This window comes from Glutamicibacter endophyticus (assembly GCF_048457885.1).
In the GTDB taxonomy this organism is placed as follows: domain Bacteria; phylum Actinomycetota; class Actinomycetes; order Actinomycetales; family Micrococcaceae; genus Glutamicibacter; species Glutamicibacter endophyticus.
The window spans coordinates 255,307-268,766 of the sequence record NZ_CP174200.1; the positions used below are offsets into that span (position 1 = coordinate 255,307).

Annotated in this window: 16 protein-coding genes and 1 riboswitch; of the genes, 7 read left to right on the forward strand and 9 right to left on the reverse strand. The window is 62.3% G+C overall.

The annotated features are described in order from the left end of the window. Position 1: 1 nt before the first annotated feature. Positions 2–967: a 1-phosphofructokinase family hexose kinase gene (locus ACJD00_RS01380; RefSeq protein WP_418908166.1), complete on the reverse strand. Its 966-nt coding sequence runs from the start codon at positions 965–967 to the stop codon at positions 2–4. Further along, positions 964–1,740: a DeoR/GlpR family DNA-binding transcription regulator gene (locus ACJD00_RS01385; protein ID WP_418908167.1), complete on the reverse strand. Its 777-nt coding sequence runs from the start codon at positions 1,738–1,740 to the stop codon at positions 964–966. Before ACJD00_RS01385 ends, ACJD00_RS01380 begins: the two co-directional genes overlap by 4 nt. Before the next feature lie 202 nt (positions 1,741–1,942). Between ACJD00_RS01385 and ACJD00_RS01390 the strand changes: the two genes are divergently transcribed. From ACJD00_RS01390 to ACJD00_RS01415, 6 genes are all read left to right on the forward strand, one after another. Next, entirely contained in the window at positions 1,943–2,551 is a 609-nt protein-coding gene (locus ACJD00_RS01390; RefSeq protein WP_418908168.1) for a class I SAM-dependent methyltransferase, read from the forward strand. A gap of 65 nt (positions 2,552–2,616) precedes the next feature. Beyond that, the gene (locus ACJD00_RS01395) at positions 2,617–3,033 is read left to right on the forward strand and encodes a YkvA family protein (protein WP_418908169.1); all 417 of its coding nucleotides are present in this window, start codon (positions 2,617–2,619) and stop codon (positions 3,031–3,033) included. Between the two features lie 106 nt (positions 3,034–3,139). Then, positions 3,140–3,388 (forward strand): hypothetical protein, encoded by a 249-nt coding sequence (locus ACJD00_RS01400; RefSeq protein WP_418908170.1) that lies wholly within the window; start codon positions 3,140–3,142, stop codon positions 3,386–3,388. Positions 3,389–3,463: 75 nt separating this feature from the next. Continuing rightward, positions 3,464–4,003, forward strand: a complete 540-nt coding sequence (locus ACJD00_RS01405; RefSeq protein ID WP_418908171.1) for a DUF421 domain-containing protein — start codon at positions 3,464–3,466, stop codon at positions 4,001–4,003. Positions 4,004–4,130: 127 nt separating this feature from the next. Beyond that, entirely contained in the window at positions 4,131–4,268 is a 138-nt protein-coding gene (locus tag ACJD00_RS01410) for a hypothetical protein (RefSeq protein WP_309410083.1), read from the forward strand. A 123-nt stretch (positions 4,269–4,391) separates the two neighbouring features. Next, entirely contained in the window at positions 4,392–5,159 is a 768-nt protein-coding gene (locus tag ACJD00_RS01415; protein ID WP_309410082.1) for an isocitrate lyase/phosphoenolpyruvate mutase family protein, read from the forward strand. Between the two features lie 30 nt (positions 5,160–5,189). Here the strand turns inward: ACJD00_RS01415 and arfB are convergent, their stop codons facing one another. The 5 genes from arfB to ACJD00_RS01440 all read right to left on the reverse strand — a co-directional run bounded on the left by arfB (position 5,190) and on the right by ACJD00_RS01440 (position 9,184). After that, on the reverse strand, positions 5,190–5,630 hold the full coding sequence (arfB, locus tag ACJD00_RS01420; protein ID WP_309410081.1) for an alternative ribosome rescue aminoacyl-tRNA hydrolase ArfB: 441 nt from the start codon (positions 5,628–5,630) through the stop codon (positions 5,190–5,192). A 79-nt stretch (positions 5,631–5,709) separates the two neighbouring features. After that, a complete protein-coding gene (locus ACJD00_RS01425) occupies positions 5,710–6,627 on the reverse strand; it encodes an SDR family oxidoreductase (protein WP_418908172.1) in 918 nt (305 codons plus the stop codon). 104 nt (positions 6,628–6,731) lie between these two features. Beyond that, positions 6,732–7,157, reverse strand: a complete 426-nt coding sequence (gene arr, locus ACJD00_RS01430) for an NAD(+)--rifampin ADP-ribosyltransferase (protein ID WP_418908173.1) — start codon at positions 7,155–7,157, stop codon at positions 6,732–6,734. Positions 7,158–7,328: 171 nt separating this feature from the next. Next, the gene (locus tag ACJD00_RS01435) at positions 7,329–7,820 is read right to left on the reverse strand and encodes a CoA-binding protein (RefSeq protein WP_418908174.1); all 492 of its coding nucleotides are present in this window, start codon (positions 7,818–7,820) and stop codon (positions 7,329–7,331) included. A gap of 2 nt (positions 7,821–7,822) precedes the next feature. Further along, a complete protein-coding gene (locus tag ACJD00_RS01440) occupies positions 7,823–9,184 on the reverse strand; it encodes an O-acetylhomoserine aminocarboxypropyltransferase/cysteine synthase family protein (protein ID WP_418908175.1) in 1,362 nt (453 codons plus the stop codon). 95 nt (positions 9,185–9,279) lie between these two features. Then, a riboswitch (SAM riboswitch) is annotated at positions 9,280–9,374 on the reverse strand. An 80-nt stretch (positions 9,375–9,454) separates the two neighbouring features. On the opposite strand from ACJD00_RS01440, the gene ACJD00_RS01445 reads away from it, so the two are divergent. Then, positions 9,455–10,027 carry a histidine phosphatase family protein gene (locus ACJD00_RS01445; RefSeq protein WP_418908176.1) on the forward strand — a complete coding sequence of 191 codons (573 nt, stop codon included), beginning with the start codon at positions 9,455–9,457 and terminating at the stop codon, positions 10,025–10,027. 176 nt (positions 10,028–10,203) lie between these two features. Here the strand turns inward: ACJD00_RS01445 and pntB are convergent, their stop codons facing one another. Both pntB and ACJD00_RS01455 read right to left on the reverse strand, forming a co-directional pair. Beyond that, complete coding sequence (gene pntB, locus ACJD00_RS01450) at positions 10,204–11,628, reverse strand: Re/Si-specific NAD(P)(+) transhydrogenase subunit beta (RefSeq protein WP_418908177.1); 1,425 nt, start codon at positions 11,626–11,628, stop codon at positions 10,204–10,206. A gap of 42 nt (positions 11,629–11,670) precedes the next feature. Then, positions 11,671–13,224: a Re/Si-specific NAD(P)(+) transhydrogenase subunit alpha gene (locus ACJD00_RS01455; RefSeq protein ID WP_418909283.1), complete on the reverse strand. Its 1,554-nt coding sequence runs from the start codon at positions 13,222–13,224 to the stop codon at positions 11,671–11,673. Positions 13,225–13,460: the final 236 nt, after the last annotated feature.

The window sequence follows — 13,460 nt, forward strand, 5'->3', positions numbered from 1 at the left end:
GTTATGCCTTTGCCTTGTGCAGGTCCCTCAGGGATACCGCATTCACTGTTAGGTCGTTGGGGGTGGGGATGGTGGAGCCGGGAAGCGCCACCGCCGCCGAGCCGTATGCCACGGCGCGGATGAGGCAATCAGAAAGTGGATCGCCTGCACTTGAAGCCAAGAGGAAACCGGCCAGGGCCGAATCGCCGGCACCGACGGTGCTGCGCGCGGTCACTGGTTCATGTACCGCGTGCAGCGCCTGGATACTCGAAACCAGCACCGCTCCGGCGGAACCGAGGGTGGCCAGCACGAGTCCGACTCCGCGGTCGACCAGCGTTGCGGCCGCCGCGGCGGCGGCTTGCAGATCGGCTTCCAAGTCTTGGGTTGTGCCGGTGAGCTCTGCCAGTTCCTGAGCGTTGGGTTTGATCAGGTCGGGCAGGCTGGCCGGGTTGGCCTCCCGCAGTGCCAGCAGCGGCGCGTCGGAGGTGTCCATCGCAATGGGTGGGCAGCTCTCGCCGAGCGCCTCGCGCAGTGCCTGGGTCAGCGTGAGGTAGTAGTCCTCGGACACTCCAGGGGGCAGCGAACCGGCGAGTACCACCCAGCTGGCCTGTTCCGCGTGCTCGATCAAGGTGGCGAGCACCTGATCCAGCGTCTGCGGTTCCAGAGTTGGGCCCGGTTCGTTGATCTTCGTGGTGACGCCCGCCGGGTCGGCCAGGGTGATATTGGTGCGGAGTCGGGCGTCGATTGGGATGTTGCGGTAGGCCAGCGCGTCGGCGGCCAGCGCCAACACCAGCGGGTCATCGTCGGCCCCGGGTAGCACGGCCAGCGTGGGTTCGCCAGCTTGGGCGACGGCCCGCGCGACGTTCACCCCTTTGCCGGCGGCCTGCACCGAGCTCTGCACGGCGCGTTGCACCTCGCCGGGGGCCAGGCTGTCGGCCAGTTGCACGGTTTGGTCCAGTGCGGGGTTCAGGGTCAGGGTCAGGATCATGCGTAGAGCACCTCCACATCGGCATCGGCCAGAGCCGACGCCAGGGGGGCGTCGGGAGTGCCGGTGGTTATCAGGGTGTCGATTTCGGCGAGCTCGGCAAAGCGCACCAGTGAGCGTTCGTTGAACTTCGAGGCATCGGCCAAAACCACCACGCGCTTCGCGGCGGCCACAATGGCGCGTTTGACGTCTGCTTCCATGGGGTCCGGGGTGCTCAGCCCGAAGCTCGGGTCGATGGCGTTGGTGCCGACGAAGGCGATGTCGGCGCTGAGCCCGTCGAGTTCGGCCACCGTGCGCGACCCGCTGGCCGCGCCGGTCAGTCCGCGGATGCGTCCGCCGATGAACTCGATCGGCAGTTCTGGGTTGGCACTGATACTCGTGGCGATGGGCAGCGCGTGGGTGATCAGCAGGTGCTGATGTTCGCTGGGGCTTTGGGCGATGAGTTCGGCCAGGAGCCCGGTGCTGCTACCGGCATCGAGCAGGATCGAGGTATCCGCGGCGGGAATGAGGTTAAAGGCGGCCCGCGCGATCCGCGCCTTGTCATCGGCGTGGAGCGTGCTGCGCACCAGATGGCTTTCCTCGCGGGTGCTGGAGCTCAGGGTGCTGACGGCCCCGCCGTGCACACGGCGTAGCGAGCCGAGCTGTTCGAGCTGATCCAGATCGCGACGCACGGTTTCTCGGGTGATTTCAAAACGCTGGGCCAAGTCCGCGACGGTGACCTTTCCGGCGCTGGCTAGCAGCTCCGTAATGGCCTGCTGGCGTTCCTCGGCAAACATCGTCTCCACCCTTCGTGACCTGCCACACGTTCTGTGTTTGTATGACTTTATGCCCGTTTATGTGGCATCGTCAAGCTTAATTTCGGGAGAATTTTACGAGTATCTGTGTTTTTGTTGCAGTGCTTCTGTTTGACTGGCCACTGGCGGGCCGCTGACGTGGGGAGTTAAGCCGAATTAAGCGCCCGGGTGCCAAGCTGGAGCCATGGCAACGCGAGCAGACACCGATCATTGGCCGCGCTATAACAAGGCGCAGCGCACTCGTGGGGTGCGCGACCTCTGCGCGGAGATTATCGACGGGGCCGGTCCCGGTGCGGGGCGCCGTGCGCTGGACCTTGGGGCCGGTGCGGGAGTGGAAACCCGAGCCCTGCTTGCCGCCGGATGGTCGGTCCACGCGATCGACTCCGCCCCAGGTAGCGCCACGCAGATTCGAGAGGGCCTCACGGGCGAGCGCGCCGCCCGATTAACCATTGGCGAGCACACCTTTGCGGATCTCGATGCGCTACCGGCCAGTGATCTGGTTTACGCGGGGTACTCGCTAACCTTTATGGATCACAACGCATTTGACGATTCTTGGCCCTTGCTCACCGAATCTGTTCGTCCCGGCGGCTGGGTGGCAGTCAATCTTTTCGGGGTGTCCGATACGTGGGCTGCCGATACGTCGATGAACTTCTGGGAGCACTCGGTGATCGAAGCACTCTTCGCGGGGCTGGAGCGGGTCGAGCTACGGGAGGCCGAGTACGACGGAATGTCCTTCAGTGGTCCGAAGCATTGGCATGTCTTCGACGTGATCGCCCGGCGTAGCGGTCGATAAACTATCCGGAGTTTCGTTGACGTGCCACGGGTCTGATGCCTTGGGGCTCTATGGCGGGGATGCCGATGGCCGGATCGTTGTGGTGGGACGTGCTACTGGGAGTCTTGGTTGGACTTCTGGTGTTTTGGTTTACGCTTATCGTGGCGTTGGTGCTCGTGCGGCCCCGCGGTGATCTACTGCGCGAGGCGTTGCGGCTCTTGCCGGATCTGTTGCGGCTATTGCGCCGAGTGGCAGCAGACCGCGCGCTGCCGCGTGGGGTACGCGTGCGCATCGTGTTGCTCATGCTCTATCTGGCACTACCCATTGACCTAGTGCCCGATTTTCTCCCGGTGATAGGTTATGCCGACGATGCCATCATCGTGGTCTTGGTGCTACGTCAGGTCGTGCGCCGGGACGGTATCGACGCGGTGCGCGCCCACTGGCCCGGTTCCGCGGACGGATTCGCCGCCCTCGTGCGCCTATGCAACCTCCACGACCAGTGAATCGAAGGAACTCTAATGACCTATCCACTTGAGACGATATTGTCAGGTATGTAGGCTAATGAGCGCCCTAGCTGGTCAAGTGAGTCGACATGTCAAAGGAGTACGTATGCGAAATTACCTCGGACTAAACACTGCCTCCGATGGTTCACATCCGCCGCTCTGGCACGGGGTCAGCAGGGCCAAGCGTGCGCTCGCCGCCGGTGTGAGCCTCGTAATGGCCATCGGGGTTTTCGTGATCTCCTCGTGGCTTCTTGCCCCGGCGACGGGTTTCGCCAGCTACGTACCCTGGCTCTTCGCCGCCGGTGCCTTGCTCCTGTCGACGCTCATTGCCGAGCGTCGATGGTGCGTCTCATGACCCCTTGAACGCCGACGCTTAGCGCTCGTCAGAGTTCTGCACATAGAGTAGATGGGTAGATGCAGGAGGCGGGCAGTGGATCGGTTGCTAGGTATTACATGGCTCGAAGCCAGTGCGGTCGCTCTGGCCACGGTGGGAATGTATGTGGCTCTGATCCTTCTGGTGCGATTGCTGGGCCAACGCATGCTCTCGAGCATGTCCAGCTACGACCTTGCTGCAGTGATTGCGTTCGGCGGAATTATCGCCCGGGCAGCGCTGGGGGATTCTCCACGTCTGGGCGGAGGCATCGTGGCATTGGTGACGCTGGTGGGATTGCAGGCAGTCTCGGGGCTGCTGCGCCGCACGCGATTCGGTTCTTCATTGATCGCCAACCGTCCGGTCCTCCTGATGGCCGGACCGAAGATCATTGAGAAACATATGAGCCGTTGCCACGTGTCGCATGCGGAGCTCGACTCGCGGCTACGGCTCGCTGGCATTTCGCATCCTTCGCAAGTAGGTGCAGTGGTATTCGAACCTTCCGGAGCATTGAGCGTGATCCGCGCGGGGCAACCTATCTCCTTGGAAATCTTCGACTCGGTTATAGGCGTCGACTACCTGAAATCGGTGCAGCAATGACCACTCCACAAGCTTGGACCACCGTACGCAATATGGGGTCGGCCTCGGCGCAACGGCTGGAAGCGATCGGTCTCGCCGATCCAGCGGTCCTAAGTACCCTTGGCCCGGTGGAAATCCATCTGAGGTTGTGCGACGCCTATCCGGGGCAAATCTCACGCACCATGTTGTGGTGCTGGCCGGCGCCGAGCTCGACCTTGATTGGCGCGAATCACCCAGCGAGCTACGAGAACAGCTGCAAGGTCAGGTCGCCGAGAGCGCCGATTAAGCACCGGATGAGAGTTTGCTCAGAGCGCAGACTGGGCTGGTGAAGTGTCGATGGTGCTCTGTTAGCCTGAGGCGAGAGCACCGGCGAGATCTCGCCGGTGCCCATCGAGCCAAGGAGACTCACATGCCCAATGTTCACGAACTGGCCAGCACACTATCCACCGCTCACAGCTCGGGTCGTTTGCTCGTGCTTCCCACCGTCTGGGACACGTTCAGCGCCGCCGTGGCCGTCGATGCAGGTTTCGAAGGGCTCACCGTTGGTAGCCATCCGGTAGCCGACGCAATCGGTAGCGCGGACGGCGAAAAGATGGATTTCACGCAGTATCTGGCGGTGGTCCAGCGCATCACTTCCTCCGTCGAGGTGCCTGTTAGCGCCGATGTCGAATCAGGATATGGCCTTGCCCCGGAGGAACTGATCAATCGGCTCCTTGAAGTTGGAGCCGTGGGAGCCAATATCGAAGATGTGGTTCACCGCGAAGGTGATCGAGTGCGCGATCGCAACGAGCACGCCGACTACATCGCCGCCGCCCGCCAGGCAGCCGATAACGCCGGTGTGGACTTCGTCATTAACGGTCGGACCGATGCGGTCAAGCTCGGCACGGACGTCTTCACCGACCCGCTGGCCGAGGCCGAGGCTCGCATTCAACTGATGGAACAGGCCGGGGCCCGTGCGGTCTATCCCGTTGGCTTGAGCACGGCAGAGCAAGTGACCAAGCTGGTGGCCTCCGTGAACGTCCCGTTGAATGTCACCGCGCATCCGGTCAAGGGCCACGGTGCCGGGGATCTGAGCGCGCTTACCGCACTGGGTGTGCGCCGGGTAAGCTTTGGCCCATTGTGGCAGATGTGGTTAGCCGAGACCTCCAAGGAGCAATTGGCTGCCTGGCGTAGCTAGCATTCCGGCGGCGGCACAACTCGCCGTACCCTAGTCGGTGCCCGGGCGGCGCCGGAAGCTCTTAGTCTCGGAGCGGCGCCGTTTCGCCTCGATACGTCGGCGTTGCGAGCCCTTCGTGGGGCGCGTGGGACGCCGAGGTATCGGTGGAGCCAGCGCCTCACGCAGGAGTCCGGCTAAACGTTCGCGCGCCGCGGCACGATTCTGTCGTTGTGAACGGAACTCTGAGGCATCGATACTCAGCACCGTTCCGCTCAGTTTGCTCGCTAGTTCCTTCAGCGCCCTCAGACGTTGCTCTTCATCCAAAGCCGTGGTGTTGGCCAGATCTAAACTGAGTTGCACCCGTGAGTCGGTGGTATTGACGCCCTGACCGCCCGGCCCCGAGGCGCGCGAAAACTGCTCACTGAGTTCGGCGGCTGGAATTCGCAGCCCCTTGGGTGCCCCGGGTCCCGGCGGTACGAGCAGATCATCCATCTCACCAGTGTGCCCTACAACCGGTTGCCTCAAGGAACGCAGTACCCGGGCACGTGCCGGTTCGTGGTCCAGCCCCGGCTTATGGTGCCCGGGGCGTACCCGTCGTTGAATCTGCCTCGGAGTTTTGCACATTGGCCAGCGATACGTAGTAAGAGCGCAGGGTGCGCGAACCGTGTAGCTCACCCACAGAGTCTCGTTGCATGCCCTCGATGAAGAAGCGGGTCAACGAACCGCTACGTGGCCCCATCCGATCCGCAACCCAGGTTGCGCAGGAGGCCAGAGCATGCGGGACGGCGACATAGCGAGGGGTCTTTCCCGCAGCCTCGGCCGCCAGCTCCACGATCTCGCGGTAGCTCAGTGCCTCGGGGCCTCCAACATCCCACGAACCCGCCCCATACGACAGGCGCTGGACACAGAACTCGGCCAAGTCCGCGCCGTGGATGGGGCTCAGCCGGACACTCGCGTCACCGAGACCCACGGCTAGTCCGCGCCGGGTGAGCTCGAAAATCTCGGTCAGATCGGAGAAGTAGCCGGAAGGATTCACGATCTGACCGGCGACCTTCGAACGTTTGAGCGCCTGCATGAAGGCGTACTTCGCGCGCATCAGCGCCGAGGTGCCCTCGGCGGCATTCATCACCCCGACGTATAGGAATGAATCCACCCTCGCTTCCTCGGCCAGCTCGAGATAGCGCAGATTCAGGCGGAAATCGATGTCCCAAGGATCGGCCTTCTGCCGTGTCACGCCCAACGCCGAGAATACGTGGTGCACCCCATCGACGACCGGGGTCCCGAGCTCGGAAGCGTCGCGGGCGACGACCCACTCATCGACCAAACCTTCCAAGGGCGGTGCGCCGAAGGATCCGGTGGCCATCGCCCGGTCTTGGTCGCGCACCACGACACGGATGATGAAACCCTGTGCCCTAAGCCGGGCGACGAGAAAGCGTCCGACATAGCCGGTGGCCCCAACTACCAGTGCCCGTTTGTCCCTGGGTTCCATGAAGTTCATGACCTTTCGACGAGGTGCATTGCGGGAGGTGCCCGCCCGGTCAGTTATATGCAGGGTCAGGGCCGCATTGAGTCCGAGCCGTACACGGAATCGACCTAGTTAATGATCTCTGCCTTAGATTCGCGAATCCCGGCGATCCTCTCACGCCAGAGCGCCAGTTGCTCTTGGGTGAGGCGAGTCCAGTCGGTCACTTCCTCGAGCACTCTTAGTGGCGCTGCGCTCCGGTAGGAGCGCGTCGGATTGCCGGGAAACTTCTTGTCCGTGACATTTGGGTCATCTTCAAAGTCACCGGTAGGTTCCACCCGGTAAACATGGGCGCTCGCGCCCTCGGGCCCCAGCATTGCCGCAATCTCAGCGGCCAGCCCGGCTCCATCACGCTGCGCGGTGAAATACACGTGGTTCATGGTGATCTCCGGACGATAATTCGAGGGGTATCCGGCGATAATGAGGTCGCCCGGTCGCAGTTCGGCGCGGGTTCCATGGAAGAAGGTGTCTTGGTCGTTGGCGTTCTGTGAGCTCACGCCGCGATCATAACAGGGCGGGGCGTTTCGCGGACGGAACATCAAAGCGGCGGTCGTTTCCCGCAAATCCTGCGTTAGCTTGGCCAGGCTGGCCGCCGGGTATGGGACGGCGGCCAGAGGGTAACGAGCAGCGGAGGGACCCAGCCCGGTGCCCTCCGCTACTGCGAAGTCTCAGGCCAATTGTTGACGCTTGGAGGAAATAACCCCGGTATTGAAACCGGCCAAACGCAAGCCGCCGTAGAAGCGCGCATGCTCAATCTTCACGCACCGGTCCATCACCACATTCATACCGGCAGCTTCGGCGCGACGAGCAACCTCTTCATGCCAGGACCCCAACTGTAGCCATAGGGTCTTGGCGCCAACGGCTAGCGCCTCGTCCAATACCCCGGGAAGGTCATCATGTTTGCGGAAAACTTCGACCATATCCGGCACCTCGGGCAGGTCGGCCAGCGACTTGTAGACCGGTTGTCCCAGAATTTCATCCAGCACCGGGTTCACGAAGTACACGGTGTACTTACTTGAAGAGAGCAGGTAGGTAGCCACAAAATAGCTAGCCCGCGACGGCTTATTGGAGGCGCCGACAATGGCGATGCTCTTCGTTTCGCGCAGAATCTTCAGTCGCTCGGCGGCCGAAGGCCCCTGCCAGCTGCGATCGTGCGTCATGCTTAAGCCCCCTTCGGAGTAGCGATGGTGCAGGCTGCGCCATCGAAGTTTGCCGCTACGGCTGGCGATGGCTCGGCAACCTGCTGCGCGGCTGTCAGGGCCTGATCGAGATCCCAAATAATGTCCTCAACATCTTCAAGGCCGACGGAGAGGCGGATCAGGTCTTCGGGAACGCCGGCTGACACGAGCTGTTCGGCGGTGAGCTGCTGGTGGGTGGTGGAGGCCGGGTGCAGTACCAAGGTGCGGGCATCACCAATATTGGCCAGATGGCTGGCCAGTTGCAGGGAGTCGATGAATTTCGCTCCTGCGGCCCTCCCTCCGGCCACACCGAAACTAAAGACCGAACCGACGCCCAGCGGCAAGAGCTCACTGGCTCGCTGGTGTTGCGGATGTCCCGGCAATCCGGCGTAATTGACGTAGCTGACTCGCTCATCTGCCTCCAGCCAAGCTGCCACAGCCTTGGCGTTGGCCAAGTGAGCGTCCATCCGCTGGGGCAGCGTCTCTAGGCCTTGCAGCAATTGGAATGCCGACTGCGCCGGTAGTGCCGGGCCAAAGTCGCGTAGCTGTTCGCTGCGGAGCTTGGTCAAGAAGCCGTATTCACCAAAGTTGCCCCACCACGAAACATTCCCGTAGCTGGGGACCGGTTCGGTCATGGTCGGGAAATTTCCATTGCCCCAGTTGAAGGTGCCGGCCTCGACGACCACGCCGCCCAAGGTGGTGCCGTGCCCGCCGATGAATTTCGTGGCCGAGTGGATCACAATATCTGCGCCGTGCTCGATGGGTCGTAGCAGGTAGGGAGGAGTCAGCGTCGAGTCCACCACAAGGGGGATGTCGTGACGGTGCGCCGCCTCGGCGAGCCCCTTCACGTCGGCAATATCGCCGGAGGGGTTAGCGACTACCTCCGTGTAGAGCGCCTTGGTATTGGGGCGAATCACCGCCTCAAAATCTGCTGCTTCATTGGAATCGATGAAGGTGGTTTCGATACCAAAGCGCCGTAGCGACACATCAAGCTGGGTGATGGTGCCGCCATAGAGCTTCGCCGAGGCGACGATGTGGTCCCCGGCTTGTGCCAGCGCTGCGAAAGTGATGAACTCCGCTGCCATGCCGGACCCTGTGGCGACGGCGCCGATGCCGCCTTCGAGGGAGGCCATGCGTTCTTCGAACGCGGCGACCGTCGGGTTGCCGATGCGTGAGTAAATATTTCCGTACTTTTGCAACGCGAACAGGTTCGCGGCATCGTCGGAGTCCTTGAAGACGAAGGACGTGCTTTGGTAGATCGGGACCGCGCGGGCACCGTGTTCGGCGTCGGGGGTGCCCCCAGCGTGTAGTGCGCGGGTGCGGAACCCGAAAGTATGGTCGGCCATGGGAAGGTATCGGCTCCTTAGTCGAGGCTGAATTCGAGGCAAGGAATCCCGAGGCTCAATGTCACTTTGCGGCCATCGAGTCGAGGCGGAAAGTTGCTCCATCGTTTCTGGCGGTAGCACCGTAACCACCGGCTGTGGCAGGTTGCTGCGGCGTCATCGAACCAGATCTCTCGGCCGCTCGGGATGGTACGTAACAGTTTGCCAATGTGACCGTTTGTGAACCAAGTATGCGTCGTAACGTTGCGGCCTACGGTGGTTAGACTCGGTGCTATGACTGCTTCGATTGCCCTAATTCGCCACGGACAAACCGACTGGAATCTGGCCGGGCGCCTGCAAGGTCAAACGGACATCCCACTAAACGCTACGGGGCGACAACAGGCGCGCGAGGTCGGCCGCTCGCTACAGGCGGGCGCCTGGGACTTGGTACTCGCCTCTCCACTGGGTCGGGCACAGCAGACGGCCGAGCTCATCGCCGAAGAAACGGGGTTGGCCACCGGCCGACCGGTTGCCGGGGTGATGGAGCGATTCTTCGGCGAGCTGGAGGGGAGGATCCCGGCGGAACTTCCCGAGGGAGCCTATGAACGGTTATTGGAATCGGCAGAATCGAGCCACGCGGTGACCGCCCGATTGACCCAGGCCCTGTGTGCGCTCGCCGAAGAGTACCCGGGACAACGCATCCTTTGCGTGAGCCACGGCGGTGCCATGCGCCGGTTGCGTGATGCTCTGCTCGGGCGTCGTTTGCCCGAGCCGGTCGCCAATGGCGAGATACTGCCCGTACCCTTGCCGCGGCTATACGAGCTGGCGGGGGAACTAAGGATCGAAGTTCCTGCCGCTACCCGTTAGCGTTTGGGCTCGCCAGCGGGCCGAGCCTAGCGCGGTAGCTGCTCACCACTGCTCGCCTTGCTGGCCGGCGAACGCGGGTGGACCTAGGGGCAACGTAGGACTCGTGGCGAAACGACAATCGCCGCAACCCCTTGAGGGAGTTGCGGCGATTGGTGGGAGAGGACGGGCTGCGTTAGCTACAGGGTGCGCAGAATGTCTTCGACACGCTCCTTGGCGTCACCGAAGAGCATTTGCGAGTTCTCCCTGAAGAACAACGGGTTTTGCACGCCGGCGTAGCCGCTGGCCATGGAGCGCTTGAAGACGATCACTCGCTCCGACTCCCAGACACGGAGCACCGGCATTCCGGCGATGGGGCTTCCGGGATCTTCAGCGGCTGCCGGGTTCACCGTGTCGTTGGCACCGATCACGAGCACCACGGTGGTTTCGCTCAGCTCGTCGTTGATCTCGTCCATTTCCAGCACGATGTCGTAGGGCACCTTAGCCTCGGCCAACAGCACGTTCATGTGCCCGGGCAGTCGGCCCGCCACCGGGTGGATACCGAAGCGAACCTTGACGCCCTGTTCGGTGAGGCGGTGAGCGAGTTCGGCGACCGGGTACTGTGCCTGAGCGACGGCCATGCCGTAGCCCGGAGTGATCACTACGCTATCGGCCGAAGCAAGAAGCTCTGCGGTTTCCTCGGCGGTGATTTCGCGGTGTTCGCCCTGCTCCTCGTCTTTCGACGCGGAGGCTTCGATACCAAAGCCGCCGGCGATCACCGAAAGGAAGGAACGGTTCATCGCCTTGCACATGATGTAGGACAGGTAAGCACCGGAGGAACCCACCAGCGCACCGGTGATAATGAGCAGATCGTTGCTCAGCAGGAAGCCAGCGGCCGCAGCGGCCCAGCCCGAGTAGCTGTTGAGCATGGAGACCACAACCGGCATATCGCCGCCGCCAATGGATGCGACCAGATGCCAGCCCAGCACGAATGCCAGAACGGTGACGGTCACGAGCTGCCAGAGGGCAGTGTTCTGCACATACAGCACCGTGAGCACCACAAAGGCCACCAACAGCACCAGGTTGATGAGGTTCTTGCCCGGGAGTGTGAGCGGTCGCGACTTCATCCGTGCCGAGAGCTTCAGGAATGCCACGATCGACCCGGTGAAGGTCACGCCACCGATGAAGATGCCGATGAACACCTCACCCCGGTGAATATTCTCCAGCGCACCATCGAGCGGTGGGTGCTCGAGATGACCGTTCCAACCGACCAGCACGGCGGCCAAACCGACGAAGCTGTGCAGTAGGGCGATGAGTTCGGGCATCCCGGTCATTTCCACAACCCGGGCACGCCAGAGTCCAATGGCGCCACCCACGACGACCGTGACCACGAGCAGTGTGAGGCCAAGTCCCTGGTTACCTTCGCCAGGGGCACCAAACAGGCTCAACGCGACGGTTGAAAGTAGGGCCAAGGTCATGCCGATGATGCCAAAGACGACGCCTCGCCGTGAGGTTTCGTGCTTGCTCAGCCCGGCAAGGCTGAGAATAAAGAGGAGACCGGCGGTGATGTAAGCCGCGCTCGCCAAGGAGCCAACGGTCAAGAGACCGGGAAGCTGATCGGTCACGAGAGAACTCCTAAGGTCAGAAGGTCAAGGGCGATTGCGGGGTTAGTCACGAGCCGAACCTCCGCGTGAGAACATCGCGAGCATTCGTCGGGTCACCGCGAAGCCACCGAAAATATTGATTGTGGCCAGTAGGACCGCGCAGGCCGAAAGGATCTGCACCAGCAGATTTCCCGAGGTGATCTGCACCATCGCGCCGACCACGATAATGCCGGAGATCGCATTGGTGACCGACATCAGTGGCGTGTGTAGCGCGTGCTTAACCTTGCCGATGACGTAGAAGCCAATGACGACAGACAAGATTAGTACCGTGAAATGCTGCGCGAGCGGAGCCGGGGCCACCGCGTTGACGAGGAACAGCAAGGCAATGCCGACACCAATGAGAACGCCTTGCCCCTTGGCACCAAGACCGCCGGAGTGTTCGCTGGCCGGCGTAACCGGCTCGGCTGGTTGCTGCTGCGGCGGGGCTGCGGCAACCTGTACCGGGGGAGGTGGCCAGGTCTTTTCACCGGAGCGCACCACGGTGACCGAGCGCTGCACCACGTCCTCGAAGTCCAGCACCAGTTGTCCGTCCTTGCCGGGGGTCAAAAGCTTCAGCAGGTTGAGGATATTCGTGCCGTAGAGCTGTGAGGCCTGGGCGGGGAGACGTCCGGGCAGGTCGGTGTAGCCGAGGATGATGACGCCATTCGGGGTCACCACGCGCTCTCCAGCGACAGAACCTTCGACGTTTCCACCTTGGCCGGCGGCCATGTCAACGATGACGCTACCGGGCTTCATGCTGGCGACGTCTGCCGCCGTGATGAGCCGGGGCGCGGCACGGCCTGGAATCAGCGCCGTGGTGATGATGATGTCGACCTCGGCGGCCTGTTCGCTATAGATCTGGGCGGCGCGCTCGTTGTACGCGTCGCTGGTCGCCTTCGCGTAACCGTCGGTCGACTGCATCTGCTCTTCGACCTCGACCTTGAGGTATTCGCCGCCGATCGACTTGACCTGATCGGCTACTTCGGGCCGCGGGTCGGTCGCGCGGACAATGGCACCGAGGCTACTGGCAGCACCGATCGCCGCGAGTCCCGCGACACCGGCTCCAGCGACCAAGACCTTGGCCGGTGGAACCTTGCCCGCCGCGGTGACCTGGCCGGTGAAGAAGCGCCCAAACTCATGGGCAGCTTCGACCACCGCTCGGTATCCGGCGATATTGGCCATGGAACTGAGCACATCCATGGATTGCGCACGGGAAATGCGCGGCACTGCATCCAATGCCAGTGCGGTAATCGGGCGCCGGGCCAGATCTTCGACCAGCTCCGGGCGCAGGCCCGGACTGAGTTGTGCGATCAGCGTGGCCCCCGTCTGCAGCTGGTCTAGCTCATCATTGGTCGGCGGATTGATCTTAAGGACTACATCGCTGGCCCAAGCCTCGGTCGTACTCACAATGCGAGCCCCAGACTGGACATAGGCGTCATCCGGGAAGGAAGAGGCCGCTCCTGCCTGAGTCTCGACGAGAACCTCGAAGCCTAGGGCCAGAAGTTGTTTAACCGTGGCCGGTGTGGCCGCAACACGTGTTTCGTGACCCGCTTCGGCCACGATGCCTAATTGCGTCAAATTGAAACTCACTTTCGTTACTCGAGCGGGCATCATTGCCCGGAACGTTCACGACATCAAGCTTGGTATATCTTTGATATATTACGAACGAATATACTACTAGCCGGTCGATGTTGGCTAGGAAATGTATATATTGTCCGAAAACTGGGCGGTGTTCGGCGCCGCACAACGGCGCCGTTTCCCGCCCAAACGAGCCAAGACCCCGAACCGGAGAAGTGCGGCCCGGGGTCAACCTT

Bases quoted from the DNA above. Each gene is read 5' to 3' on its own strand.
- ACJD00_RS01380 (WP_418908166.1), bottom strand. From the start codon at position 967: ATGATCCTGACCCTGACCCTGAACCCCGCACTGGACCAAACCGTGCAA.
- ACJD00_RS01385 (WP_418908167.1), bottom strand. From the start codon at position 1,740: ATGTTTGCCGAGGAACGCCAGCAGGCCATTACGGAGCTGCTAGCCAGC.
- ACJD00_RS01390 (WP_418908168.1), top strand. From the start codon at position 1,943: ATGGCAACGCGAGCAGACACCGATCATTGGCCGCGCTATAACAAGGCG.
- ACJD00_RS01395 (WP_418908169.1), top strand. From the start codon at position 2,617: ATGGCCGGATCGTTGTGGTGGGACGTGCTACTGGGAGTCTTGGTTGGA.
- ACJD00_RS01400 (WP_418908170.1), top strand. From the start codon at position 3,140: ATGCGAAATTACCTCGGACTAAACACTGCCTCCGATGGTTCACATCCG.
- ACJD00_RS01415 (WP_309410082.1), top strand. From the start codon at position 4,392: ATGCCCAATGTTCACGAACTGGCCAGCACACTATCCACCGCTCACAGC.
- arfB (WP_309410081.1), bottom strand. From the start codon at position 5,630: ATGGATGATCTGCTCGTACCGCCGGGACCCGGGGCACCCAAGGGGCTG.
- ACJD00_RS01425 (WP_418908172.1), bottom strand. From the start codon at position 6,627: ATGGAACCCAGGGACAAACGGGCACTGGTAGTTGGGGCCACCGGCTAT.
- ACJD00_RS01435 (WP_418908174.1), bottom strand. From the start codon at position 7,820: ATGACGCACGATCGCAGCTGGCAGGGGCCTTCGGCCGCCGAGCGACTG.
- ACJD00_RS01440 (WP_418908175.1), bottom strand. From the start codon at position 9,184: ATGGCCGACCATACTTTCGGGTTCCGCACCCGCGCACTACACGCTGGG.
- ACJD00_RS01445 (WP_418908176.1), top strand. From the start codon at position 9,455: ATGACTGCTTCGATTGCCCTAATTCGCCACGGACAAACCGACTGGAAT.